The sequence below is a fragment of the Catellatospora sp. IY07-71 genome, assembly GCF_018326265.1.
Classification (GTDB): domain Bacteria; phylum Actinomycetota; class Actinomycetes; order Mycobacteriales; family Micromonosporaceae; genus Catellatospora.
In genome coordinates this window covers 4659014-4683599 of sequence record NZ_AP023360.1, presented here as the reverse complement: position 1 = coordinate 4683599, position 24586 = coordinate 4659014, and the positions used below count along the sequence as shown (strand labels likewise).

Below are 24586 nucleotides of genomic sequence, written 5' to 3'. Positions count from 1 at the left end.
GATGGCGCGGCGGATGCCGCGCAGTCTGTCACACCGGATCGGGCCGCCGGGCCTCGCGCAGCTCCGGGTAGTCGGGCAGGTGCAGGGCCGTGGTGCGGTCGTCCGCCTCGCGGAGCATCAGGTTGCGGAAGTAGGGCCGGTTGAGCAGGCTGTTGCGCAGGCGCGCGGCCCAGGCGCGGCGCGGGGCGAGGAAGCGGCCGGTGTTCTGGCCGCCCTGCTGGCCGCGCTGGGCGTAGCCGCGCAGCAGCCGCTCGTACCGGCCGAACGCGACGGTGTGCTCGCCACCCGCGGCGGCCAGCTCACCGGCGAGCACGTACGCGCCGACGATCGCGTTGCCCGCGCCCATGCCGCCGATGGTGGCGCCGCACGCGGCGTCGCCGAGCAGCGCGATCCGGCCCTGGGACCAGGGGGTGACGTCGATCCGGCAGATCGCGTCGAAGTACAGGTCGGTGGCGTCGGGCAGCGCCGCGAGCAGGCGCGGGGTGTGCCAGCCCATGCCCGCGAGCGCCCCGGCGATGAACTCGCGCTGCCGGGCGGTGTCACGGCGGTCGTAGTCCAGCTCGGGTGACGCGAACGCCACGAACGCGCCCGCCCGTGCCGGGTCCCGGTGGTCGCCGCCGACGCTGGCCATCCGGCCGGGTTCGTTGTAGAGCAGGCTGGTCCGGCCCAGCCCGGCGAAGCCCGGCACCGCCCAGGTGGCCACGTAGTAGCCCTGGTGGCGCAGGTAGCGCTCGTGCGGGCCCCAGGCCAGCCGCCGCACCGCCGAGCGCACCCCGTCCGCGCCGACGACCAGGTCGAACACGGCCCGCTCGCCCGAGGCGAAGCCGACCTCGACCCCGTCCGGCGTCTGCGCGAGCGCGGTCACCGAGTCGTCGAACCGGTAACCGGCCCAGGGGGCGCTGTGCTCGTACAGGATCCGGCCCAGGTCGCCGCGCAGCACCTCGAGCTCGCCTCCGGCGAAGTCGGCGGGCAGCTCCATCAGCCGGCGGCCGTGCGCGTCGACGAAGCGCATCGGCGAGCCGCCGGTCTGCACCCGGTGCAGGTCGTCGAGCACGCCCATGCGCTCCAGCACCGTCAGGTGCGCGCCCCGGAAGTCGACCGCCCCGCCGCCGGTGCGCGGCCCGGACGCCACCTCCACCACCGTGGGCCGGAACCCGGCCCGGCCGAGCCAGTACGCCAGGGCGGGTCCGGCGATGCCGGCCCCTGAGATCAACACACTGCGCACGACGCCTCCCCAGAATTGTGTCCGGCGGACACTGTTTCTAACTGTGTATGCTAGACACAGTTTTTCGAGGAGGGCAACCCGGTGACGTCGGACTTCCTGTGGGCGGTACGCGCCCAGCCCACGCGCGGCCCGAAACCCGCGCTCACCCTGGACCGGATCGCCGAGGCCGCCGTCGCGGTCGCCGATGCCGAGGGCCTCACCGCCGTGTCCATGCAGCGCGTCGCCGCCGACCTCGGCTTCACCAAGATGTCGCTCTACCGCTACCTGCCCGGCAAGGCCGAGCTGGTGGCCCTGATGGTCGAGCACGCCGTCGGCGCCCCGCCCGAGGTGGACCCGGCCGACTGGCGCACCGCGCTGCGCGACTGGGCCCGCCACCTGCTCGCCGCGTACGCGCGCCACCCCTGGGCCCTGGAGGCGACCGTCGGCCCCCGCCCGCTCGGCCCGCACGAGCTGGGCTGGATGGAACAGGCCCTCGCCGCGCTCTCCGGCACCGGCCTGTCCGGCACCGAGCGCCTCGACACCATCGCCGTCCTGTCCGGACACGTCCGCATGATCGCCCAGCAGACCGCCGCCGCCCGCCACCCCGACGCGCAGTTCAGCGCCGGCATCACCGCCGCCCTGGCCGGCCACGCCGACCGCTTCCCCGCCCTGGCCTCGACCATGGCCGCCGCCGCCACCGAGTCCCGCCACGACCAGGCCTTCGAGTTCGGCCTCGACCGCCTCCTCGACGGCCTCCACACCCTCACGAAAGAACGAACACCCTCCTGACACGAAGGAACGGCACCTTCTTAACGCTTTCCGTAGAGGAAGGGCACCTTCTTAACCGTGGGTCCGCTGGACCGTCCGGGACCCCGGGACGCTGTGTGGAGCCGCGGCCGCGGGAGCGTGCGTGAAATCCGGGCGACCGCGGCCCGCCCGACCGCTTACCGTCGAGCGGTGCGGGTGACCGGAAGCGAGCTGTGCCCACTGGCCGAATTGACGTACCGGCAGGCCAGGCGGGGCGGTGGCACCGAGTCGGGGCGGCTGCCGCTGCAGCGGCTCACCGTGGACCGGGTGCCCGACGGCTGCGACGGCGTGCTCGTCACCGGCGACCTGCAGGGCGTGGCCCCGTCGCCGTACGGCGGCCCCGAGGTGCTGCTCGGCGTCGCCCTCGCCGACCACCTCGCGGTCTGGGCCGAGCAGGGCCTGCTGCCGCCCCCGCACCGGCTGGCCGTGGTGCTCGCGGGCGACCTCTACTCCGCGCCCACCGCTGACGTGCGCGGCGCCACCGGCGAGGTCACCGAGGTCTGGCTGGCGTTCGCCGCCGCCGGCTGCGCCCTGGTCACCGGCGTGCTCGGCAACCACGACCTGCTCCCCGAGGGCGCGCTGGCCGGCCTCGACCCCGCACCCGCACCGCTCGACGGCGGCTCGCTCACCTTCGGCGGGGTCCGGCTCGCGGGTGTCGGCCGCATCGTCGGAGATCCGACCCGGCCCGGCCGCCGCGCCGAGCCCGCACACCTCGCGGTCCTGGACACGGTGCTCAGGACCGGACCGGACGTCCTGATCCTCCACGAAGGACCGCCCGGGCGGCAGCCCGCCCAGCGCGGCAACCCGGCGATCGGCGAGCGAATCGGCCGTGCCGCTCCCCCACTGACCGTGTGCGGCCACATGCACTGGCCGGAGCCGCTCTCCTCGCTCGGCACCGGGCACGTCCTGAACGTGGACTCCCGAGCCGTCCTGCTGCGGACCTCGTGATCCCGCCCCGCGGCGGTGTGTACAGCGCCACGTCCTACAACTTCTGGGATGTAGGTACATCCCAGAAGTTGTAGGACGTGCACCGGACAGGCGCCTCCGGCGGCACGGATCGCCGGACGGCCGTGCACGGCGGGCGGTGCCGTGACCGGTTCCGCCGCCCACGGCACCGCGACCGCCGACATCCGCGGGCTTCCCGATCGGCACCGTTTCGCCCGGCGGCAGTGCGGGTAACGTCGCTGACATGCCGCTGCGCATCGAGGACTACGCGGTCATCGGCGACACCCAGACGGCCGCGCTGGTCGGCCGGGACGGGTCGATCGACTGGCTCTGCCTGCCCCGCTTCGACTCCGGCGCCATCTTCGCCGCCCTGCTCGGCACCCCCGAGCACGGCCGCTGGCAGATCGCGCCCGCGACGCAGGTGCGCGCGGTGCGGCGGCGCTACCGCGGCGACACGCTGGTGCTGGAGACCGAGTTCGACACCGACGAGGGCACCGTCCGGCTGGTCGACTTCATGCCGCCGCGTGGCGAGGCCGCCGACGTGGTGCGCATCGTCGAGGGCGTCAGCGGCCGCGTGCCCATGCGGATGGACCTGCGTCTGCGCTTCGACTACGGCCACGTGGTGCCCTGGGTGCGCCGCGTCGACGCCGACCTGGTCGCCGTCGCCGGGCCGGACGCGGTGTGGCTGCGCACGCCGGTCGCGCTGCACGGCGAGAACCTGGCCACCGTCGCCGACTTCAGCGTCGGCGCGGGTTTCCACGTCCCGTTCGTGCTGACCTGGCGCGAGTCGCACCTGCCCACCCCGCACCCGGTCGACCCGATCGTGGCCCTGGAGGGCACCGTCTCGTACTGGCAGGAGTGGATCGCCGCCTGCACCTACGAGGGCCCGTGGCGCGACGCCGTGGTCCGCTCGCTGCTCACCCTCAAGGCGCTGACCTACGGTCCGACCGGCGGCATCGTCGCCGCGGCGACCACCTCGCTGCCCGAGGAGCTGGGCGGCGTACGCAACTGGGACTACCGCTACTGCTGGCTGCGCGACGCCACGATCACCCTGCAGTCGCTCATGTACTGCGGCTTCGTCGAGGAGGCCCGGTCCTGGCGGGCCTGGCTGCTGCGGGCCATCGCGGGCGACCCCTCCAAACTCCAGATCATGTACGGCGTCGCGGGCGAGCGCCTGCTCACCGAGCGCATCGCGGACTGGCTGCCCGGCTACTGCGGCCGCCCGGTGCGGCTGGGCAACGCCGCCTCGGAGCAGTTTCAGCTCGACGTGTACGGCGAGGTCATGGACGCGCTGCACCAGGCGCGCAAGGCCGGCATCGAGCACGAGCGGCCGTCCTGGGACCTGCAGCTGGCGCTGATGAGCTTCCTGAACGACAACTGGACCCGCCCCGACGACGGCATCTGGGAGGTACGCGGCGGCTCGCGGCAGTTCACCCACTCGAAGCTGATGGCGTGGGTGGCCGCGGACCGCTCGGTGAAGGCGGTCGAGCAGTTCGGGCGCACCGGCCCGGTGACGCGGTGGCGCGAGCTGCGCGACGAGATCGCCCGCGACATCCTCACCCACGGCTTCGACGCCCGCCGGAACACGTTCACGCAGTACTACGGCTCGGCCGAACTGGACGCGTCGCTGCTGATGATGCCGCTGGTGGGTTTCCTGCCCGCGACCGATCCCCGGGTGCGCGGCACGGTCGCCGCGATCGAGCGCGAGCTGCTGCAGGACGGTTTCGTGCAGCGCTACACGCAGCGCCCGGAGAACCTGGTGGACGGGCTGCCCCCGGGCGAGGGCGCGTTCCTGGCCTGCACGTTCTGGCTGGCGCAGAACTACGCGCTGATGGGGCGGATCGGCGAGGCGCGTGAGCTGTTCGAGCGGATGCTGGACCTGCGCAACGACGTGGGCCTGCTGGCCGAGGAGTACGACCCGGACGCCCGGCGGCTGGTCGGCAACTTCCCGCAGGCGTTCAGCCACGTGCCGCTGATCGACACGGCCCGCCACCTGACCGACGCCGCGGGGCCGGCGGAGAACCGGCCCCGCGAGTGAGTCAGCTCCCGACCGGCCGGAAGTAGTTCTTGCCGCCGAGGAAGGCGGCCTTCTTGCCGATCACCGCGCCGTGGCTGTCGGCGGTGCGGAAGTGGATGCCGGCCCACACCCGCGCGTCGATGATCTCCTTGCGGGCCTCGGAGAACCGGGCGAAGCTGCGCGTCGTCCCGGTCACGGCGTTGAAGCCCGAGAACGCGACCTCGTCGGTGCCGAAGAAGTCGGTGAGCGCCCAGGTCCAGGCGGAGATGTTGCAGGAGTGCCCGGACGAGTGCTCGTACCACGGCGGCGTGTCGAGCAGCGGCGTCCACGTGGGATCCGGGTCGGTGGCCGGGTTGCCGTCGGTGGCCGCCTCGCGGACGGCGGTCACCGGCCGCCAGGACTTCCAGCGCGCCTTGTCGTTGTGGCAGGCGATCACCGCGTCGGCGGTGGCCATGCCGACCCGCGCGAACAGCCGGGCGCTGTCGGCGGCCGACAGTCCGTGCCCGGTGGCCAGGCCGCGCAGCATCGCCTCCTGCGGCACCGCGGCCCACCAGCGGGCCGCGTCGGTCTGGTCGGCGGTACGCGTCGTGCTGGTCCGCGAGCCGACCGCCTTGACCTCGTTGAAGTCCTCCGCGTACGCCTCGCTGGTGAGCGGGTTCGGCCCGTCGGAGCGCAGCGCGGCCGCGTCCGGGATGGTGAACGGCGTGACGTTGCCGGCCCACGGCGCCGGGTCGACGGCGAACGCGGGCGGCGTCGGCCGCCACTGGCCGGGTTCGGTGCCGATGACGACCTCGGTGGGCGTGCCCCGGCCGTCGTCCTGCCGCGCCGTGATCATCGCGGTGGCGGCCTGCTCGCCGTCGGTGATGCCGCCCAGCTTGGCCGGGCCGTCGGGCACCGCGGCGAGCGCGGCGTCGTACTTCGCCTGCAGCGCCGCGGACTGCGCCGGGAACAGGTGGGTGAGCATCCGGAACGCGGCCGTGGCCGCCGCCGCGTCGACCGAGTCCCCGGGCTGCGACTCGACCTGCACCAGGTACGGCGTGTGGGTGCGGGCGATGCCGTTGACCGCGTCGTACACGGCGCCGTGCACCATGGCCCGGTTGATCAGGGCGACGTGCGGCACGAACGGGCCCGCGTTGCGGATCGCCTCCTCGGTGTGCTGGTTCCACACGACGACGGCGTTGGGCGCGGCCGTGCCGGACGCGCGGGCCGGTTCGGACGGACCGGCCGGAAGCAGGGCCGCGGTTGCCGCGGCGGCGGTGGCTGCACTGACACGGGGACGGAGCCGCATGTTCTCTCCTGGGTACGCGCGGGCCGGCCCGGGGTGGGCCGGCCGAGACGTGTCCATTGTGCAGGCAATTGATCCGAAAACGAACTACCCGGAAGGTGGGTTCAGCGGAAAAAGAGCAGGTCAGCCGCCACTTGAGGCCTGCCGGAGGGCCCGGACCGCGCTGCGCAGGCACTGCGCCAGGCAGATCGCCTCCAGCGCCGTCATCACCGGCCGGTCCAGCGTGAACTCGTACGAGTCCGGGTTGAAGGAGAACACCCCGGTCGTCGGCGTGATCCGGTCTGCAGGATCTTGTCCGGCAGGTACAGGGTGCCCGTGAACGGGTCGAGGAGGCCCATACCGCGCACCGTAGGCGGTCCGGGCAAGCTGTCCGGGGTCCGGGCACATCGGCCGTCGCCCATATCGGTTACCGTCGTCACACAGATGTCACCCCTGTCGCCATTGGATGATCGGAGCCTGCCCGGTGTCCTCTCCAGCTGACCCGGGCGGCGGGCCCGCGCGGCGGGACGGCCCCGACCGGGAGATGGTGTCGTTCGTCGCGGTCAGCCTGCTCAGCCTCGTGACCGTGCTGGCGCAGGGCGTGCCGGACACGTTCCTGCAGTGGTTCGGCGCGGTGGTCGGCGCGCTGGCCGGCGGGGTCGCCGCGCAGTCCGCCGTGGTGGCGCGGCTGCTCGACCGGGGTTTCGACGTGATCCGGGTGATGCGCACGGTGCGCTGGGAGCGGTTCCGCTGGGTGCTCACCATGCTCGCGCGCACCGTGCTGGGCCTGCTCGTCGCGCTGGCCCTGGTGCTGGCGCTGCCGAGGGCGGTGGCCTGGGTGAAGCTGCGCCTCGACGGCTGCCCCCCGCCCGTGGCGCTGCGGCTGGTGACCACGCCGGAGCAGCTGCCGACCGCGCGGGACCTGGCCGACGCGTTCGCGGCGAGCACCGCCGACGGCAACCAGGGCTGCCTGGCCACGGGCGTCTTCGTGTACGCGGCCGACCCGGTGCTGACCGCCGAGGCCGTCCGCCTCGGCTGGGCCGCCGAGCACCTGCTCGCCCTGGGCCCGCGGCCCGAGCTGTGGCTGCCCGGCTCGACCTACTTCACGGCGGGCCTGGCCGGGCTGCCGGTGGCCACGGAGGTGCGCCCGGTCGCGGCGACCCCCGTGGTGCTGGCGCTGCCCGAGGGCGCCGACGTGGGCGCCGGTCCGCGTACCCGCACCTGGAGCCAGCTGCTCCAGTCGAGCCGCCGTTACGACTGGTCCGTGGCCCGCCCCGATCCGGCGGTCTCGTTCACCGGCGAGCTGGCCACCCACGCGCTGTACGCCGGACTCGACGGCCTCACCCCCGCCGAGCTGGAACGCCTGCTCGCGAGCGGGCTCGACCGTGGCGGCTACCCGCTGGGCGACGAGCTGAGCCTGCTGTGCCGACATGCGTCCTCGGCCGGCGGCGCGGTGACCAGCCTGATCGTCACCGAGCAGCAGCTGCTGCGCTACCAGCGGGACCGGGAGCTGGGCGACGCCTGCCCGCCCGGGGGCCGCCGCCCGGCGCTGCGCGCCGTGTACCCGTCCGACACCCTCGGCCTCGACTTCCCCGCCGTGCGCATCGGCTGGGCCGACGCCTCGGCCGAGCAGGACGCCCAGGCGCGCGCCTTCCTGTCCTGGCTGGACACCCCCGCCGGGCGGGCCGCGCTGGCGGCGGGCGGGCTGCGCACCCCGCAGCCCGGCGGCGACCTGCCCGCCGTCGAGTTCGTGAGCACCCCGCCGTCCGGCTCCAGCCTCGCCACCACGATGGACGCCTACGACCGGGCTCGGCGGCCCGGCCGGGTGCTGCTGGCGCTGGACACCTCCGGTTCCATGGCCGCCCCGGTCGCCGACGGCGGCCGCAGCCGCTACGACGTGGCCGCCGCGGGCATCGCGAACACGCTGCGCCTGCGCGGACCGGCCGACGAGTTCGGGCTGTGGGCCTTCCCGCACGTGGGCGGCGCACGCCAGCTGTTCCCCATCGAGCCGCGGCAGCTCACCGAGGCGCAGGTGGAGGACGCGCTGCGGCGGATCCGGCCGCAGGGCCCCACCCCGCTCTACCGCACCATCGCCGACGCCGTGCCCGCCGTACGCACCGACACCGACGCCGTGCAGGCCCTCGTCGTGCTGACCGACGGCGAGGACACCGGCTCGGGGCTGAGCCGCCGCCAGCTCGTGGACCGGGTACGCGGCCAGGGCGTGCGCGTCTTCGTCGTCGCGGTCGGCGAGGCCAGTTGCGGCGGCGCGCTCGCCGAGGTGGCCGGGGCGACCGGCGGGACGTGCCGCCAGGCGAGCTTCGACGACCTGGAGGGCACGGTGTCCGACATCTTCTCTCTGCTGTGGAAAGGGGCGTGACCGTGTCGAGTGAGCTGCTGGACGGCATGTTCGACGCCGCCCGCCGGCGCCGGGGCACGATCACGGGCCTGGGCGGCGTGGCCGCCGGGCTCGTCGTCGGCTACCTCGCCGCCGTCCTGCTGGCGGGGCCCGCGCCGGACCCGGCCGCCGTGGAGCCGGGCGAGCTGGTCGTGCTGAGCGGTGCCGACGAGAGCACCGGTGCCCAGCGCCGCGCGCTGATCGAGCAGTGGAACGCCGACCCGCGCCTGCCCGACGCGCGGCTCGTCGAGGTCAGCGGCGGCGCGGACGCGCACCGGGCGGAGATGGTCCGGCGTGCCCAGGCCGGGGACGGGACCGTCGACATCTACAACCTGGACGTCACCTGGACCGCCGAGTTCGCCGACGCGGGCTGGATCCGCCCGCTCGACGAGTCCGTCACCGACACCTCGGGCTTTCTGGAGAAGCCGCTGGCGACCTGCCGCTATCACGACAAGCTGTGGGCGCTGCCGTTCAACACCGACGCGGGCCTGCTGTTCTACCACGCGGACCTGACCGGCGAGAATCCGCCGACGAACCTGGCGGGCATCCGCACGGTCACCAACGAGGTGTTCGCCCGCGCAGGCGGGCCGCCCGCCGGGCTGGAGGCGGGCTACACCGGGCAGCTGCGCGACTACGAGGGCCTGACCGTGAACGCGCTGGAGGCGATCTGGGCGGCCGGGGGCGAGGTGGTCGACGGCGACGGCGAGGTGGTCGTCGACTCCCCCGCGACCCGGGCCGCGCTGACGCAGCTCGCGCTCGGCATGACCGAGGGCAATCCGCGTACGGTGCTGCCCGCCTCGCTGGGCTTCGACGAGCGGGCCGGCACGCTGGCGTTCCAGGAGCGCCGGGTGCTGTTCATGCGCAACTGGCCGGTGGCCTACGGCCAGCTCGTCGCCGCCGAGGCCGGGGCCGCGCCGCTGCGCATCGGCACCCAGCCGATCACCGACTCGGTGCTGGGCGGGCAGAACCTGGCCATCGCGTCGGGCAGCGACCAGCCCGAGGCGGCGCGGCGGCTGATCGAGTTCCTGACCGGCGAGCGCAGCCAGCAGCTGCTGTTCGAGCGGGGCGGCTTCGCGGCCACCCGGGAGCTGATCTATCGCGATGCGGCCGTGCGCGAGGCGTTCCCGTACGCCGACGACCTGCTGACGGCGGTGCGGGCGGCCCGGCTGCGGCCGGTGACGCCGCGCTACGCGCAGTTCAGCGAGGTGTTCCGGCGCGGGGTGGGGTATGCGCTGCGCCACGGCGGGCAGCTGCCGGACGGGTTCGCCGACGCGCTGCGCGCGGCCCTGTCCGGCGCACCGGGCGGCCCGAGGCTGCCCTGACGGAGGCAGCCCCGGGCCGGGGGCTCCCCTGACGGAGGGAGCCCCGGCGGCCGTGGCGGCTCTGGCGGGAGGAGCCACGGCCGGGCCGGTCACGCCGGCGGGGTGCCCCAGGAGAGCACGCCGCCGACGTAGCCGGGGATCGCGGGCGCGTCCGCGAACGCGGTGTTCGTGCCGCGGCTGTAGTCGTTCAGCTCGTTGAACGCGCTCCAGTCGGGCTTGTGCAGCCGCAGCTGGATCTCGCCGGTCGAGGCCCCCGCCGCGAGCGTGCCGCCGGTGAAGGTGACCTCGACGTAGGTGTCCGCGCCGGTCACGGCGCTGGGCAGGTTCACCACGGTGGTGCGCACGTTCGCGCAGCCGAGCTGGGCCCAGTCGCAGTACACGCTGACCCCGCTCGCGCCGTCCCGGGTCAGGTAGTACCGGGCGGTGACCGTGGTCAGGCCGACGGACGACGTCGAGCTGTTGACCACCTGGAGCCCGAACCTGATCGAGTTGTCCGCCGGAGCGCCGTCGTTGTTCTTGTAGCGCACGGTCAGCGCACCGCCGGTGGGTGCCGGCTGGGTGGTCGCGGTGAGCGGACCCGCCGCCACCGACTGGTCCCCGGCGGCGTTGCGTGCCCGCACCGTGTACGAGTACGCGGTGTTCGGGCTCAGCCCCGTGTCGGTGTACGACGTCCCCGTCACGACGGCGACCAGCACGCCCCCGCGATAGACCGCGTAGCTCGCGGCGCCGGTCACCGGGTCCCAGCTGATGGTGACCGAGCTGCTGGTCGTCCCCGTGGTGCGCAGGTTCTGCGGCGGTGCAGGCGGCACCACGTCACCCGGCTGGGTCGTGCCGGTCACCGCCGCCGAGGCGGCCGAGACGTTCCCGGCGGCGTCGCGGGCGCGCACCGTGTACTGGTACGCCGTGGCCGGGCTCAGCCCGCTGTCGGTGTAGGACGTGGTGGCGACCGTGCCCAGCAGGGTCGTGCCGCGATACACGTCGTACCCGGTCACGCCCACGTTGTCGGTGGACGCGTCCCAGGCCAGGGCCACGCTGTTCTGCGTGGTCCCGGTGACCCGTGGGTTGGCGGGCACGGTCGGCGCGGCGGTGTCCACCGGCTGACCGCCCACCAGGTAGTCGGTGGTCGCGTCGAGGTAGGTGGCGACCCAGACCAGCGGCGCGTTCCAGTTGATCGTGTTCTCCTTGGAGCCCCACGCGTCGGGCGCGGTGTTCTTCGGCGCGTACGACTTCGCCGCCGGGCGGCCCGTGGGCGTGGCCGGGTCGTTGATCAGCTCGTTGTTCGGCCCGCCGGCCAGCCAGCCCTTCGGGTACGCCAGGCCCGGGTACTTGCCCCACGCCCAGCGGTCGTGCAGGTCGGTCTCGTAGTACTCGCCGTAGCCGGTGACGTAGGACAGCCGCATGGCGTTGTTGCCCATCAGGTAGTCCATCGACCGGTTCAGCGCCTTGAGATAACCGAGGTTGCCGGACAGGTCGAACGCGACGCCGAGCACCAGCATCCGGTTGGCGATGAACGAGTTCGAGCCCCACGGGTACGCCGAAGCGCCGCTGATCAGCGACGGGTAGCCCTCGCCGTTGAGCGTGGTGACGATCTGGTCCGCGAATGCGCGCACGTTCGCCCGCATCGTCGTCAGGTCCGCGGCGGGCAGGTCGTTGGTCACGCTCACCAGCGACAGCGTGCCGGTCGCGGCGACCTCGGCCCAGTCGAACTGGCCCATCTCCCGGTAGTGCGGCGAGCCGGTCACCGCGCTCCGGTAGCCGCTGACCGCGCTGTCGGACCGCTTGAGCGCGGTCAGGTACAGCTCGGCCGCGGCGGCGTACCGGTCGTCGCTGTTCTTCGAGTCGCCGTAGTCGCCGCCGCCCTCGGCGTCGGAGGCCGTGGCATAGTCGACGTTCGGCTGCGCCTCGGCCCTGGTCCAGGCGTCCTTGGCGCTCGCCCACAGCGTGCTCGCCCGCGCCGCGTCGTACGGCGCCAGCACCCGCGCCAGCTGCGCGTTGGTCCGCGCGACGGCGTACGTCGCGTTCGTGGACGGCCCCATCGCCGAGCGGGCCAGCCCGTTCTCCTGGTCGACCGAGGTCACCGGGAACGCGCTCCACACATGGTTGTGCACCTTGTGCGAGGCCAGCCCGGTCGACGGCAGCAGCCCCGACATCCAGCGCGAGCCGAACTCGACCTCGTCCAGGATGTCCGGCCGCCCGTTGGCCCGCTCCGGGATCGCCAGCGACCCGTCCGGGTACGCCGCGGGCCGCCGCTCCAGCAGGTTGAGCAGCGTCCACGTCGACACCGCGTGGTTGACGGCGTAGATGCCGAAGTCGCCCGCGTCGGCCCACGAGTAGCGCACGTTGAGCCGCTGGCTGCCGCACCAGCTGTTGTAGCAGGGCACCGACTCGTCGCCGGGGTGCAGCGCGGCGTGCGCGTGCCCGGAGTTCTGCAGGTACTGGCCCTCGACGGCGCTGCCCATGCGGTGGAAGTAGAAGTACTGCATCGCCTCGCGGCCCAGCATCGGGTAGAGCGAGCTGGCCGAGATCATGAACGGCACGCTGGTGCCCGTGCCGTCGACCCACAGCACGTAGCTGCCGGGCGTGGTCAGCGCGCTGAAGTCGGCCTTGTGCACGGTGTCGCCGGAGGCGCGGTCGCTGCCGTACACCGTGGTGGTGCCGGAGGCGACGACGGCGCCGCCGGAGGCCTGGCGCACCTGCCAGGCGCGGGCGCCGCCGGAAGTGACCACCGTGGCGATCTTGTCGGCGCCGGTCAGGTAGCCGATCTGGTTCACGCGGACCGGGCTGGTGTCCACGTCGGCGGCCGCGGGTGCGGTCGGCAGCAGGGGGAAGAGCAGGGCGGCGACGGCGGCCGCGGCGATCGCCGCGCGCACGTGCCGGGAGGGCAGGCGTCTCATCGGTGGCTCCTGTGATCGGGGGAGGAGTCTGTGGTGGACAGAGACGGACCGGCCGGCGGCGGGAAGGGAGCCTGCCGCCGGCCGGGGCGCTACGTGCCGCGGTGCGCGGCCGGTGCCCGGAAGGGGGGCCCCGGCCGCGCACCGGCGGCTCACCGGTGGGTGACGGTCACGGCACCGCGAGGGCGCAGGCCGTGACGGTGGGCGTGCCCGAGCCGCTGGCCACGTAACCGAAGGTGGTCGACCCCGCCGGGGCGAGGCTGCCGTTGTGCGGGGCGTTGGTGACCGTGTTGCCGTTGCGGACGGCGTTCCACAGGTTGCTGATCGTCAGCGTGGTCGGGATGTTCAGCGTGACCGCCCAGGCCGCCGAGGTCATGGTCGTCGTGTTCGTCACGGTGACCTCGGCCTGGTGGCCGCCCTGCCAGCTGTTGAGCACCCGCAGGGTGGCCGTGCAGCCGGTGCCGCCGCCCCCGCCGCCGGAGGTGGTGCCGGTGACCGCCGACGAGGCCGCGGAGACGTTGCCGGCCGCGTCGCGCGCCTTGACCGTGTACTGGTACGCCGTGGAGGCGGCCAGGCCGGTGTCGGTGTAGGTCAGGCCGGAGACCGTGGCCACCTTGGTGCCCGCGCGGTAGACCTCGTACGCGGTGACGCCGACGTTGTCGGTGGCCGCGTTCCAGGCCAGCGAGACCGAGCTGCTGGTCACGCCGGTGGTGCGCAGGCTCGACGGCGCGGACGGGGCGATGGTGTCGCCGGTGCCGCCCCCGCCGCCGTACACGTCGGCGAGGTTGTAGCCGGTGGCGCTGCTGGCGCCGCCCAGCCGGACCTGGTGGTCGAGGCTGACGAACCTGTTCTGGTGCTGCCACAGCGCCGGCTTGAGCAGGTTGAGCTTGGCGGTGTCCCAGGTGGCCCAGTCGTCGAGCAGCAGGCCGCCGGTGTCACCGGAGTTCGGGTTGAGCACCCAGAACGTGTGGTGCAGCTTGTTCTCCGCGATCAGGTCGCGCAGCGCGGTCATCCACTTGTCCTGGCGGGCGTCCTGGCCGAGCCGGCCGCCCCACTCGCCGATCAGCAGCGGCGAGATGTTGTCCTCGTGGAGGTAGAACCAGTTCGGCCGCCACACGTCGTTGGTCAGCGAGGTCTTGTCGAACGTGCCCTGGAACCACGGCTGCTCGTACACCAGCGGGCCGTAGTCGTGCGGCGAGTACATCAGCTGGTCCTGGTTGGCGCCCAAATTGACCGGGTAGTCGCGCACGCCGCGCAGGTTGCCGCCCCACCAGTTGTAGAAGTAGTTGGGCGTCAGGTCCGGGTCGGTGTTCGGGGAGCTCCAGGTCTCGCCCGGCCGCGGGTAGACCTCGATGCCCTCGCACAGGATCAGCACGTTGGGGTTGATCGCCAGGATCCGGTTGCCCGCCGTCTGGCAGGCGTACTTGAAGTTGTCCTGGTCCGTGCTGTTGTCCCACTTGGCCCGCGGCGGCGAGTTGGGCGTGCCGTGCGGCTCGTTCTTGATGTCCATCGCGACGATGGTGTCGTTGTTCTTGTACCGAGCGGTGACCCACTCCCAGGCCTGGTAGAACTGCTCGGTGGTGATCGTGCCCTTCCACCACACCGGGTAGATGTGGCCGGAGTTGTCGGCCTCGGCGCTGTGCACGTCCAGCATGACCTTCAGGCCGAACTGCTCGCACAGCTGCAGCCAGTAGTCGAAGATCTGCAGGTTGTTCTTTCCGGCCAGCTCCGGGTTGGCGTACGTGTTCACGTTCGGCGCGGCGACCGTCTGGCCGTTCTTCCACTCCAGCAGCAGCTGGGTGGAGATCGGCACGCGGACGATGTTCATGCCGCGGTCGGCCATGCCCTTGGTGATGGTGGTGATGTTGCCCGACCACAGGCCGTGGAACACCCGCTCGGAGGCGTTGAAACCGAACCAGTTGACACCGGTCAGCCACACCTGGTTGCCGGCCTCGTCGAGCACCTTGTTGCCCTGGACGTGCAGCCAGTCCTTCTCCGGCACGGCCGCGGCGGCGGTGGTCGGGGCGAGCACGGCCGCGCCGGCCGCCAGCATGGTCGCCAGCGTGGCCAGTGCGAGGGGTACGCGCAACCGGGAGCGGCGTCCCGGCCTTTCTCTGAGTGCCATGGAGGAACCTTCCGGGGAACGGTGACGCCGGCGGCGATCGGAGCCACCGGCAGGACGGGAGCGCTCCCACTCGCGGCCCGAGTGGGGCCGCGCTCCCCCGGCCGGGCACCGGGGGGCGCGCGGCCGCGAACAACCCGAGGAGGCGGGGCTGATCGGGATCCCGGCACCCTCCGGCGAGGTCCGATGTGGCACGGACATCGACGGCAGTGAACGGGAGCGCTCCCATTTGTGTTGGAGCGTAAAGGTCCCTTAACCCGCGCGCAACAGTCTCCGTCAATCTCGTGATTCCGAACGGCGGGCGGGCGACAGGGAACACGGTTGCCCGGGAGAGCGCTCTCCAGGCATCATCTCTACCATGCGCAGCATCACCAAGCCGGTCCTGTCCGGTGCCGACATCGCCCGCCTCATCCAGGACGGCCTCGGCGAGCAGGCCATCGTCACCGGGCACGAGGAGTTCACCGACGGCTTCTTCAACGCCGCCCACGCGGTGCGGCTGGCCGACGGGCGGGAGGTCGTGCTCAAGGTCGCCCCCGACGCCGGGCTGACCATGCTGACGTACGAGGTGGACCTGATGCACACCGAGATCGAGTTCTTCCGGCGGGCGGCCGGCGCGGGCGTGCCGCTGCCCCGGATGTGGCACGCCGACCCGGAGCGCGGCGTCATGGTCATGGAGCGGCTGCGCGGCGTCTCGTTCGAGCAGGCCAAGAAGACCATGGACCCCGCGCACGTGCTGGCGATCCGGCGCGAGCTGGGCCGGATCAGCGCCGCGATCACCGCCGTGCCCGGCGAGCGCTTCGGCTACCCGCGCCGCGACGGGCGCACCCGCTCCGGCTCCTGGCGGGAGTCGTTCCTGCAGTACATCGAGGACATCCTGGGCGACGCGACCGGCTCCGACCGGCCGCTGCCCCGGCCCGCCCCCGAGATCCGCGAGCTGGTGCACCGGCACGCGCCGCTGCTCGACGAGGTCACCTCCCCGGCGCTGGTCCACTTCGACCTGTGGGACGGCAACGTGTTCGTGATCGCCGACGGCGACGGCTGGCGGGTCGAGGGCATCATCGACGGCGAGCGCGCCTTCTACGGCGACCCGGTCGCCGAGCTGGTCTCGCTGGTCTCGTTCGTGCCCGAGGCGGAGGCCGCGGCGGTGCTCGACGGCTTCCTGGGCCGGGCGCTGACCGCGTCCGAGCAGGTCCGGCTGTGGCTCTACCGCAGCTACCTGTGGCTGATCCTGATCGCCGAGACCGCGGTGCGCGGTTACCCGGAGAAGGAGAACGCCGAGCTGATGGCCTTCGCCACCGGCATGCTCACCAAGGACCTGGACGAGCTGTCCGCGGTGTGAAAGTTACAGGGGTGACCGCTGTGACGTTCGTGATCACCATGGCATGGTTCAGGCCCGGCAGGGTGTTTGATAAGTGTCATGAGCACTCCGGCGATCCTGACCGTGGACGACGATCCCGCCGTCTCCCGGGCGGTGGCACGCGACCTGCGCCGCCACTACGGCGAGACCTACCGCGTGGTGCGGGCCGCCTCCGGGGCCGAGGCCCTGGACGCGCTGCGTGAGCTGAAGCTGCGCGGCCAGCAGGTGGCCCTGCTGCTGGCCGACTACCGGATGCCGCAGATGAACGGCATCCAGTTCCTGGAATCGGCGATGGACCTGTATCCGCAGGCCCGCCGGGTGCTGCTGACCGCGTACGCGGACACCGACGCGGCGATCAACGCCATCAACCTCGTCGACGTGGACCACTACCTGCTCAAGCCGTGGAACCCGCCGGAGGAGCGCCTCTACCCCGTCTGCGACGAGCTGCTCCAGGCGTGGCAGGCGACTCCCGCGGCGGCCACCGCCGAGCTGCGCGTGGTCGGCCACCGCTGGTCCGCCCACTCGTACAAGCTGCGCGACTTCCTGGCCCGCAACCTGGTGCCGTTCCGCTGGTACGTCTCCGACGACCCGGAGGGCGCCCGGCTGCTGGAGGCGGCCGGGGTCACCGCCGACGACGTGCCGCTGGTGGTCACCACCGAGGGCAAGACGCTGGTCCAGCCGGACACGGCGACGCTGGCGGGCAACATCGGCCTGACCACCCAGCCCGCGTCCGACTTCTACGACGTGATCGTCATCGGGGCGGGCCCGGCCGGGCTCGGTTCGGCGGTGTACGCCGCCTCCGAGGGCCTGCGCACCGTGCTCGTCGAGCGCCGGGCCACCGGCGGGCAGGCCGGGCAGAGCAGCCGCATCGAGAACTACCTCGGCTTCCCCGACGGCGTCTCCGGCGCGCAGCTCACCGACCGGGCCCGGCGGCAGGCGCTCAAATTCGGCGCCGAGCTGCTCTCGGCCCGCGAGGTGACCGCGCTGGAGACCTGCGGCTCGGCCCGCGTGGTGCACTTCGCCGACGGCACCCGCATCGCCGCGCACAGCGTGGTGCTGGCCACCGGCGTGTCGTACCGGATGCTCGACGTGCCCGGCTGCGCCGACCTCACCGGCCGCGGGGTGTACTACGGCTCCGCCGCCACCGAGGCCCCCGGCTGCAAGGACCAGGAGGTCTACATCGTCGGCGGGGCCAACTCGGCCGGCCAGGCCGCCGTCTACTTCAGCCGGTACGCCAGCCGCGTGCACATCCTCATCCGGGGCGAGGACCTGCGCCGGTCCATGTCCCGCTACCTGATCGACCAGATCGAGGCGATCGAGAACATCGAGGTGCACCCGTTCACGCAGGTCGAGCGCGGCGAGGGCGAGGAGCACCTGGAGCGGCTGGTGCTGACCGACAACCGGACCGGCGACCAGACCGCGGTGGACGCGTCCTACCTGTTCATCTTCATCGGCGCCGAGCCGGGCACCGACTGGCTGGACGGCGTGATCGACCGCGACCCGCATGGCTTCGTGCTGACCGGGCCGGACCTGCTCGCGGGCGGCAAGCGCCCGGCCGGGTGGCCGCTGCAGCGCGATCCCTACCACCTGGAATCCAGCGTGCCGGGCGTGTTCGCGGCCGGTGACGTGCGGTCCGACTCGGTCAAGCGGGTCGCGTCCGCCGTCGGCGAGGGCGCCATGGCCATCTCACTCGTACACCGCTATCTGGAGGGGCAGTGACCACCGAACTCACCCCCGCACTCCTGAGGACCCTGTTCCTGTTCGAGGCCCTCGACGACGAGCAGCTCGACTGGCTCGCCGAGCACGGCCGGATCGAGTGCATCCCGGCCGGTCCGATCTACACCGAGGGCGACGAGGCGACCTGCTTCTACGTCCTGCTCACCGGCACCGTCGCGATCAGCCGCCTGGTGCACGGCGACCACGTCGAGGTCAGCCGCACCGACCAGCGCGGCGTGTACGCCGGGGCCATGCAGGCCTACCTCGGCGAGCGGGTGCCGCAGCGCTACGCCAACTCGCTGCTGGCCATCAGCGACGTCGAGGTGTTCGTGCTGCCCTCCGAGCAGTTCGCGCACATGATGCGCGACTGGTTCCCGATGGCCATGCACCTGCTGGAGGGCCTGTTCTTCGGCATGCGCAGCATGCAGACGGTCATCGGCGAGCGGGAGCGGCTGCTGGCGCTCGGCTCGCTGTCGGCCGGCCTCACCCACGAGCTGAACAACCCGGCCGCGGCCGCCGTACGCGCCACCGCCGTGCTGCGCCAGCGCGTCGCCGGGATGCGGCACAAGCTGTCCCTGATCGCCGACGGCCGCCTCGACGGCACCAAGCTGCGGGCACTGGTCGACCTGCAGGAGGAGGCGGTCAAGCGGATCGACGCCGCACCGCAGCTCACCCCGGTGCAGACGTCCGACGCCGAGGACACCCTCGCCGACTGGCTGGAGGAGCGCGACATCACCGGAGCATGGGACATCGCCCCGACACTTGTCGCGGGCGGCGTGGACCAGGAGTGGCTGCAGCAGGTCTCCGACACGGTCGGCGAGGAGAACTTCGAGTCGGCGGTCCGCTGGCTGACCTACACCCTCGAGACCGAGCTGCTGATGGGCGAGATCGACGACTCGGTCACCCGCATCTCCGGCCTGGTCTCCGCGGCCAAGCAGTACTCGCAGCTCGATCGGGCGCCGTACCAGGAGGTCGACGTCAACGATCTGGTCAAGGCGACGCTGGCCATGTTCGCCGGGAAGCTCGGCAAGGGCGTGAACGTGGTCAAGGAGCTGGACCGCACGCTCCCGAAGATCCCCGCGTACGCCGCCGAGCTGAACCAGGTGTGGACCAACCTGATCGACAACGCGCTCGGCGCGATGGGCGAGACGGGCACGCTCACCGTGCGCACCGGCCGTGAGAACGGCAACGTCTTCGTCGAGGTGGGCGACACGGGGCCGGGCATCGACCCGGTGATCCGGCCGCGCATCTTCGAACCGTTCTTCACCACCAAGCCGGTCGGCGAGGGCACCGGCCTGGGCCTGGACATCTCCTACCGGATCGTGGTCAACAAGCACCACGGCGACATCCGGGTGGAGTCCGCGCCCGGCGACACCCGCTTCCGGGTGCTGCTGCCCATCGAGGCGCCGGCCGAATAAACCAGCCATCTCACGAGCTGGTATTGCGGCGTCGCCCTGACCAAGGGCGACGGTGCTCAGCGCGCTTCAGGACGGACACCCACGCCGAAGATCGCTGTTTCGTGTCACGACACGCGGTGAAACCGCAGGTGGTGACACGAAACAGTGATCTTGACAGCGATCCGCAAGGCTACGCCGTCGCGAACTCCACCGCCCCGGCCGGCACCGAGCGGATCAGCGCGGACAGCTCCGCCGGGCTCGGGTCGGCCGGGGCGTCGCGGTGCTCCAGCACGGACTGCAGGATCTCCCCCGCGCGTACAGCCGTCGCCGACAGCAGCGACGACGTGATGCCGTGCGTGTGCTCGGTGCCGCCCTGCAGGTAGATGCCGCAGCCCAGCTCCGCCCCGGTGGCCAGCCGGTAGTCGCGGCCCGCGACCAGCCGCCCGTGCTCGTCGCGGTCCACGTGCGCGGCCAGCTCGCCGAGCAACCCGGACGGGTCGGCCTGGCGGTAGCCGGTCGCGCAGATCATGACGTCCGCGTCCAGCGCGCTCTGCTCGCCGGTGATCAGCGAGGAGATCCCGACGCGTACCCGGTCGCCCAGATCCTCGGCCCCGGTGACCCGGCTCGCGTTGTACATGCGCAGCCGCTCCCGGCCGAGCACCTTCTCCTGGTACATCCGCCGGTAGAGGTCGTTGATCAGGTCGAGGTCGACCACCGAGTAGTTGGTGCCCCGGTGGTAGTCGAGCAGCAGCTGCTTGGTCTGCGGCGGGGCGGCGAAGAAGTCGTCCACGGCGCCCGGGTCGAAGATGCGGTTGGCGAACGGGCTGTCGTCGGCCGGGCTGTAGCCGTAGCGCGAGAAGACCGAGCACACCTCCGCCTGCGGGAAGCGCTCGTGCAGGAACGCGGTCGCCTCGGCGGCGCTCTGCCCGGCGCCGACCACCACGAAGCGGCGCGCGCCGGTCCACTGGTCGACCTGGCGCAGCAGGTCGTGGCTGTGCCAGACGCGAGGGGACGGCTGCACGCCCGCGGGCAGCTCGGGACGCAGGCCGGTCGCGAAGACCACGTTGCGGGCGCGCAGCGCGATGGCGGTGCGCGGGCCCTGCGCGATGACGTTGAGGTACGCCGCGCGGCCGTTCTCGTACACCGGATGCACGTCGACGACCTCGTGGCCGTAGCGCACCACGTCGCCGACCTGCCGGGCCGCCCACTCCAGGTAGTCGTGGAACTCGACGCGCAGCGGGAACAGGTTCTTGTGGTTGATGAAGTCGATAAGCCGGCCGCGGCTGTGCAGGTAGCACAGGAAGCTGTAGCGGCTCGCCGGGTTGCGCAGGGTTACCAGGTCCTTCATGAACGACACCTGCATGGTGGCGTCGTCGAGCAGCATGCCGCGGTGCCAGCCGAACTCGGCCTGCCGCTCCAGGAAGACGGCGCTGACCGGGACGGGGCTCTCGTCGGCGGCGAGGGCCAGGGCCAGGTTGGACGGCCCGAATCCCACGCCCACGATGTCGTGGATGACGTCTGCACCGGAACCGAGCGTGAAGTCTGGCATTTCCGTCCTATCCCTAAGCGTCGCCGATGGGCCTCCTGGTCCATGACTTAGGTTAGGCTAACCTACTGCTCGCACGTTGCCAATACGGGGTCGTGGCTGATGCCGGTCGTGAATGGATCGATGATCTATATCGGTAAATTAGGGAAGGCAATCCTCACCTGTCAAGCGTTTGCGGCGTTCATTCGCCAGTCAGTCGCACAGGTGCCGCGGCACCAGCCCGAGCAGTTCCGTGGCGCGGGACAGGTCCAGCGGCACCGCCCGGCCCGGGAACGCGATCCGCCGCGGCACACCCGGGTGGAAGCGGTCCAGCAGTTCCTCGGTCGGCAGCGCGGCCAGCGTCTGCGGCGCGGCCACCAGGATCGCGTGACACCCGGTCAGCGGCCGGGTCAGGGCCAGCAGGTTCGCGGCGGCCGCGTCCCGGTCCTCCAGGTAGGCCCACAGCGAACGCGCGCCTTCGGCCGGCTCCCGCCGGTAGCGCTCGGCATACTCGGGCAGGCGCTCGTCCAGGCCGCCGAGCAGCGGAAAGCGCAGCACGACGACGGTCATGCCGTACCGGCGGTTGATCATCTCGCCGATCTGCTCGTCGACCTGCTTGCTCAGCGCGTACGGGTCGGCGGCCAGCAGCGGGTGCGCCTCGTCCAGCGGCAGGTAGTGCGGCGCGAAGGGCTCCGGCGCCCAGGCGAACCCGTACGCCGACTGGCTGCCCGCCAGCACCGCCCTGCCCACGCCCGCCTGCGCCGCCTCCTCCAGCACGGTGAACGTGCCCCGCGTGTTGCCGCAGAACACCTGTTGGGCCGTGCCCAGGGTGGGGGCCGGGATCGCGGCGCAGTGCACCACCGCGTCCACGCCCGACAGCGCGTCACGCACCGCCACGGCATCGCCGCTGTCCCCGACCACGACCCGGTCGGCCTTCAGATCGCCGGGATCACGCAGGTCGAAGGCGGTGGCGGCGATGCCCTCGCGGGCGAGCAGCTCCAGCGCGGCCCGGCCCAGCCGCCCGGCGGCGCCGGTCACCAGCACCCGGTTCACGATCCGCACCGCCGACTGCCCCGCGCTCCGCTCATGCCTCGTTTCTACCCCGCCGCGCGAACCTCCGGTCCATCACCCGCAGGCCGTCCCACCCAGTAGATCTTGAACGCCTGTCCGGGACCGCCCGACTGTTCAGCGAACCTTCAGGCGTGGTCGAGGTCGGCGGTGGAGGTGCCGTGGCATGCTGGAGAGTCCGACTTTCAGATGAGGAGTGCTGGTGTCGACTGGCGAGGCCGTGCAGGCCGTTCCCGCGCGGCGGTCCCTGCGGCCGCTGCTGTTCGGCCTGGCCGTGACCACGGTCCTCGGGCTGCTGTTCGGGGTGCCCTGGTGGACGCTGCTGGTGTCCGGCGCGCACTGGCCGACGCCCGTCGTGGTGGCCGGCACCGCGCTGTTCGGCGGGTTCGCGCTGGCCTTCCCCTTGCTGATGTTCCAGGGTCACGCTCGCGGCCGCGACTGGGCCTCGCGCATCGCCGACACCACCCTCGGCGTGGTCTGGGTGCTGTTCACCTGGGCGATCCTGGGCAACGTGCTGCGGGCCGGGCTCGCGCTCGGCGGCGTCGCCGACCCGTTGCGGTCCCGCCTCACCGCGGCCGCCGTCGCCGCGGTCTCGCTGGTGCTGGTCGTCTGGGGGTACGCCGAGGCGATGCGGGTGCCTCGGGTGCGCCGGGTCGAGGTGGCCCTCCCCCGGCTCGGCAAGGGGCTCGACGGCCTGAAGGTGGTGCTGCTGACCGACACGCACTACGGCCCGATCGAGCGTTCCCGCTGGTCGGCCGGGGTGACCGAGGCGGTCAACGCGCTGGACCCGGACATCGTCTGCCACACCGGCGACATCGCCGACGGCACGGTCGCCCAGCGCCGGGCCATGGCCGCCCCGCTCGGCGAGATCCGGGCGAAGCTGGCGCGGGCGTACGTCACCGGCAACCACGAGTACTACGGCGAGGCCGAGGGCTGGCTCGGGCACATGGCGGAGCTGGGCTGGGAGTGCCTGCACAACCGGCACCTGGTGGTGGAGCGCGGCGGCGACCGGCTCATCGTCGCCGGAGTGGACGACATCACGGCCGCGCACTCGCGCACCGGCCACTCGATGGACCACGCGGCCGCCCTCGCCGACACCGACCCCGACCTGCCGGTGCTGCTGCTGGCCCACCAGCCCAAGCAGATCGCCGACGCCGTACGCCACGGCGTCGACCTGCAGATCTCCGGCCACACCCACGGCGGCCAGATCTGGCCCTTCCACTACCTGGTCAAGCTCGACCAGCCCGCGGTGCAGGGCCTGACCCGCCACAGCGAGCGCACCCAGCTCTACACCAGCCGCGGCACCGGCTTCTGGGGCCCGCCGCTGCGCGTCTTCGCCCCCAGCGAGATCACCGAACTGACCCTCCGCGCCGCCTGAAGATCCTCCGACTTGCCAGGCACCTGGGCGTATCTTGAGCGCGCATTCGCCCACTTGCCAGGCAAGTCGGACGATCATACGAGCGGTGCCGCCGCCGCGGTCAGGCGTCGGTGGTGCCGGCTTCGCGTTTGGCTTTGGCGCGGCGTTTGCCCTCGTGCATGGCCTGGACGCGGGCGATGGGGATGGTGTGGCCCTCCTCGACCAGGTCGGCGGGCAGCGCCTGCGGGGCGGGCATGCAGTCCACCCACGGGTCGCGCTTGGCGACCAGGTCGGGCACGGTGCGGACGGTGAAGTCGGCGGGGGTGACGTTCTCCACCTCGGACCAGGACACCGGGAACGACACCGGCAGGCCGGGGCGGATACGGGGACTGTAGGTCGCCACGACCGTGGCCCCACCGGAGCGGGTCGCGTCGAGGAAGACCTTGCCGTGGCGGTCCTCGCGGATGAACGCGGTGGTGGCGAGCTGCGGGTCGAGGCGTTCGGCGCGGGCGGCCACGGCCCGGGTCGCGGCGGCGACGTCCTCGTGGCCCGCCGTGCCGTCCAGCGGCACGAACACGTGCACGCCCTTGCTGCCGCTGGTCTTGACCGCGCCGTCCAGCCCGCAGTCGGCCAGCGCGCGGCGTACCAGCAAGGCGCCCTGCACCGCTAGGTCGAAGTGCTCGCCCTCCGGCGGGTCCAGGTCGAGGATGAGGTGGGTCGGCTGCGCGGGATCGGAGGCCAGGGCCAGCGCGGCGTGGTACTCGACCGCGCGCTGGTTGGCGAACCAGACCAGGGTGCGCCGGTCGTCGCAGAGGGCGTAGGTGACCTCGCGGTGCGACGCCTCGGCCCACACCGTCACCGAGCGCACCCAGTCCGGGGTGTACTTGGGCAGGTTCTTCTGCATGAACGGCGGCTGCCCCGGCCGGACCCGCATCACCGACAGCGGCCGGTCGCGCAGCACCGGGACCATCCGCTCGTGCACCGCGTCCAGGTAGTCCACCAGGTCGCGTTTGGTCGCCCCGGCCCCGTCGAACAGGGGCTGGTCGAGGTTGGTCAGCTCCACGCCGTCGCGCGTCTCACCGTCACGGGCCATGTGATCACCATTACTCGGTCCGGGCACCGCGTCAACGCGAGTACGGAAACCGGCAACCAGGCGTGCCATACGCCTCCGTCCGGCGGGGACGGTGACCCTTCCGTGG

At 72.6% G+C, this 24586-nt stretch carries 17 protein-coding genes; 9 read left to right on the top strand and 8 right to left on the bottom strand.

All coding sequences use genetic code 11. The annotated features are described in order from the left end of the window. Window positions 1-28: 28 nt before the first annotated feature. Window positions 29-1225, bottom strand: coding sequence for an FAD-dependent monooxygenase (locus CS0771_RS20900; RefSeq protein ID WP_244870921.1), 1197 nt, complete (start codon window positions 1223-1225; stop codon window positions 29-31). Between the two features lie 81 nt (window positions 1226-1306). Between CS0771_RS20900 and CS0771_RS20895 the strand changes: the two genes are divergently transcribed. From CS0771_RS20895 to CS0771_RS20885, 3 genes are all read left to right on the top strand, one after another. Beyond that, window positions 1307-1993 (top strand): TetR/AcrR family transcriptional regulator, encoded by a 687-nt coding sequence (locus CS0771_RS20895; RefSeq protein ID WP_244870920.1) that lies wholly within the window; start codon window positions 1307-1309, stop codon window positions 1991-1993. A gap of 168 nt (window positions 1994-2161) precedes the next feature. After that, complete coding sequence (locus CS0771_RS20890) at window positions 2162-2959, top strand: metallophosphoesterase (RefSeq protein WP_212842556.1); 798 nt, start codon at window positions 2162-2164, stop codon at window positions 2957-2959. Window positions 2960-3200: 241 nt separating this feature from the next. Further along, window positions 3201-4994 carry a glycoside hydrolase family 15 protein gene (locus CS0771_RS20885; RefSeq protein ID WP_212842555.1) on the top strand — a complete coding sequence of 598 codons (1794 nt, stop codon included), beginning with the start codon at window positions 3201-3203 and terminating at the stop codon, window positions 4992-4994. 1 nt (window position 4995) lies between these two features. On the opposite strand, the gene CS0771_RS20880 is transcribed toward CS0771_RS20885, so the two are convergent. Next, complete coding sequence (locus CS0771_RS20880) at window positions 4996-6261, bottom strand: vanadium-dependent haloperoxidase (protein ID WP_212842554.1); 1266 nt, start codon at window positions 6259-6261, stop codon at window positions 4996-4998. Window positions 6262-6381: 120 nt separating this feature from the next. Next, complete coding sequence (locus tag CS0771_RS39275) at window positions 6382-6516, bottom strand: hypothetical protein (RefSeq protein ID WP_256442821.1); 135 nt, start codon at window positions 6514-6516, stop codon at window positions 6382-6384. Window positions 6517-6721: 205 nt separating this feature from the next. Here CS0771_RS39275 and CS0771_RS20875 point away from each other — a divergent pair, with 205 nt between their 5' ends. Next, entirely contained in the window at window positions 6722-8614 is a 1893-nt protein-coding gene (locus CS0771_RS20875) for a substrate-binding domain-containing protein (RefSeq protein ID WP_212842553.1), read from the top strand. Next, window positions 8611-9954 (top strand): extracellular solute-binding protein, encoded by a 1344-nt coding sequence (locus tag CS0771_RS20870; protein WP_212842552.1) that lies wholly within the window; start codon window positions 8611-8613, stop codon window positions 9952-9954. Before CS0771_RS20875 ends, CS0771_RS20870 begins: the two co-directional genes overlap by 4 nt. 89 nt (window positions 9955-10043) lie before the next feature. Here CS0771_RS20870 and CS0771_RS39475 read toward each other — a convergent pair whose 3' ends face one another. Both CS0771_RS39475 and CS0771_RS20860 read right to left on the bottom strand, forming a co-directional pair. Further along, window positions 10044-12848: a glycoside hydrolase family 9 protein gene (locus CS0771_RS39475; protein WP_212842551.1), complete on the bottom strand. Its 2805-nt coding sequence runs from the start codon at window positions 12846-12848 to the stop codon at window positions 10044-10046. Window positions 12849-13014: 166 nt separating this feature from the next. Further along, window positions 13015-14898 (bottom strand): cellulase family glycosylhydrolase, encoded by a 1884-nt coding sequence (locus CS0771_RS20860; protein WP_244871390.1) that lies wholly within the window; start codon window positions 14896-14898, stop codon window positions 13015-13017. Window positions 14899-15325: 427 nt separating this feature from the next. Here CS0771_RS20860 and CS0771_RS20855 point away from each other — a divergent pair, with 427 nt between their 5' ends. The 3 genes from CS0771_RS20855 (at window position 15326) to CS0771_RS39470 (ending at window position 19458) form a co-directional block, all read left to right on the top strand. After that, window positions 15326-16306 (top strand): phosphotransferase family protein, encoded by a 981-nt coding sequence (locus CS0771_RS20855; RefSeq protein ID WP_212842549.1) that lies wholly within the window; start codon window positions 15326-15328, stop codon window positions 16304-16306. Window positions 16307-16384: 78 nt separating this feature from the next. Next, window positions 16385-18043 (top strand): FAD-dependent oxidoreductase, encoded by a 1659-nt coding sequence (locus tag CS0771_RS20850; protein WP_212842548.1) that lies wholly within the window; start codon window positions 16385-16387, stop codon window positions 18041-18043. Continuing rightward, a complete protein-coding gene (locus tag CS0771_RS39470) occupies window positions 18040-19458 on the top strand; it encodes an ATP-binding protein (protein WP_212842547.1) in 1419 nt (472 codons plus the stop codon). Before CS0771_RS20850 ends, CS0771_RS39470 begins: the two co-directional genes overlap by 4 nt. Before the next feature lie 169 nt (window positions 19459-19627). On the opposite strand, the gene CS0771_RS20840 is transcribed toward CS0771_RS39470, so the two are convergent. Both CS0771_RS20840 and CS0771_RS20835 read right to left on the bottom strand, forming a co-directional pair. After that, on the bottom strand, window positions 19628-20986 hold the full coding sequence (locus tag CS0771_RS20840; RefSeq protein WP_212842546.1) for a lysine N(6)-hydroxylase/L-ornithine N(5)-oxygenase family protein: 1359 nt from the start codon (window positions 20984-20986) through the stop codon (window positions 19628-19630). A gap of 189 nt (window positions 20987-21175) precedes the next feature. Continuing rightward, on the bottom strand, window positions 21176-22024 hold the full coding sequence (locus CS0771_RS20835) for an NAD(P)-dependent oxidoreductase (RefSeq protein WP_244870919.1): 849 nt from the start codon (window positions 22022-22024) through the stop codon (window positions 21176-21178). A gap of 208 nt (window positions 22025-22232) precedes the next feature. Between CS0771_RS20835 and CS0771_RS20830 the strand changes: the two genes are divergently transcribed. After that, complete coding sequence (locus CS0771_RS20830; RefSeq protein WP_212842545.1) at window positions 22233-23408, top strand: metallophosphoesterase; 1176 nt, start codon at window positions 22233-22235, stop codon at window positions 23406-23408. A 100-nt stretch (window positions 23409-23508) separates the two neighbouring features. On the opposite strand, the gene ligD is transcribed toward CS0771_RS20830, so the two are convergent. Continuing rightward, entirely contained in the window at window positions 23509-24480 is a 972-nt protein-coding gene (gene ligD, locus CS0771_RS20825; protein WP_212842544.1) for a non-homologous end-joining DNA ligase, read from the bottom strand. Window positions 24481-24586: the final 106 nt, after the last annotated feature.

Coding starts and splice junctions, on each gene's coding strand:
- CS0771_RS20885 (WP_212842555.1), top strand. CDS start 3,201: ATGCCGCTGCGCATCGAGGACTACGCGGTCATCGGCGACACCCAGACG.
- CS0771_RS20880 (WP_212842554.1), bottom strand. CDS start 6,261: ATGCGGCTCCGTCCCCGTGTCAGTGCAGCCACCGCCGCCGCGGCAACC.
- CS0771_RS39475 (WP_212842551.1), bottom strand. CDS start 12,848: ATGAGACGCCTGCCCTCCCGGCACGTGCGCGCGGCGATCGCCGCGGCC.
- CS0771_RS20860 (WP_244871390.1), bottom strand. CDS start 14,898: ATGCTGGCGGCCGGCGCGGCCGTGCTCGCCCCGACCACCGCCGCCGCG.
- CS0771_RS20855 (WP_212842549.1), top strand. CDS start 15,326: ATGCGCAGCATCACCAAGCCGGTCCTGTCCGGTGCCGACATCGCCCGC.
- CS0771_RS20850 (WP_212842548.1), top strand. CDS start 16,385: ATGAGCACTCCGGCGATCCTGACCGTGGACGACGATCCCGCCGTCTCC.
- CS0771_RS20840 (WP_212842546.1), bottom strand. CDS start 20,986: ATGCCAGACTTCACGCTCGGTTCCGGTGCAGACGTCATCCACGACATC.
- ligD (WP_212842544.1), bottom strand. CDS start 24,480: ATGGCCCGTGACGGTGAGACGCGCGACGGCGTGGAGCTGACCAACCTC.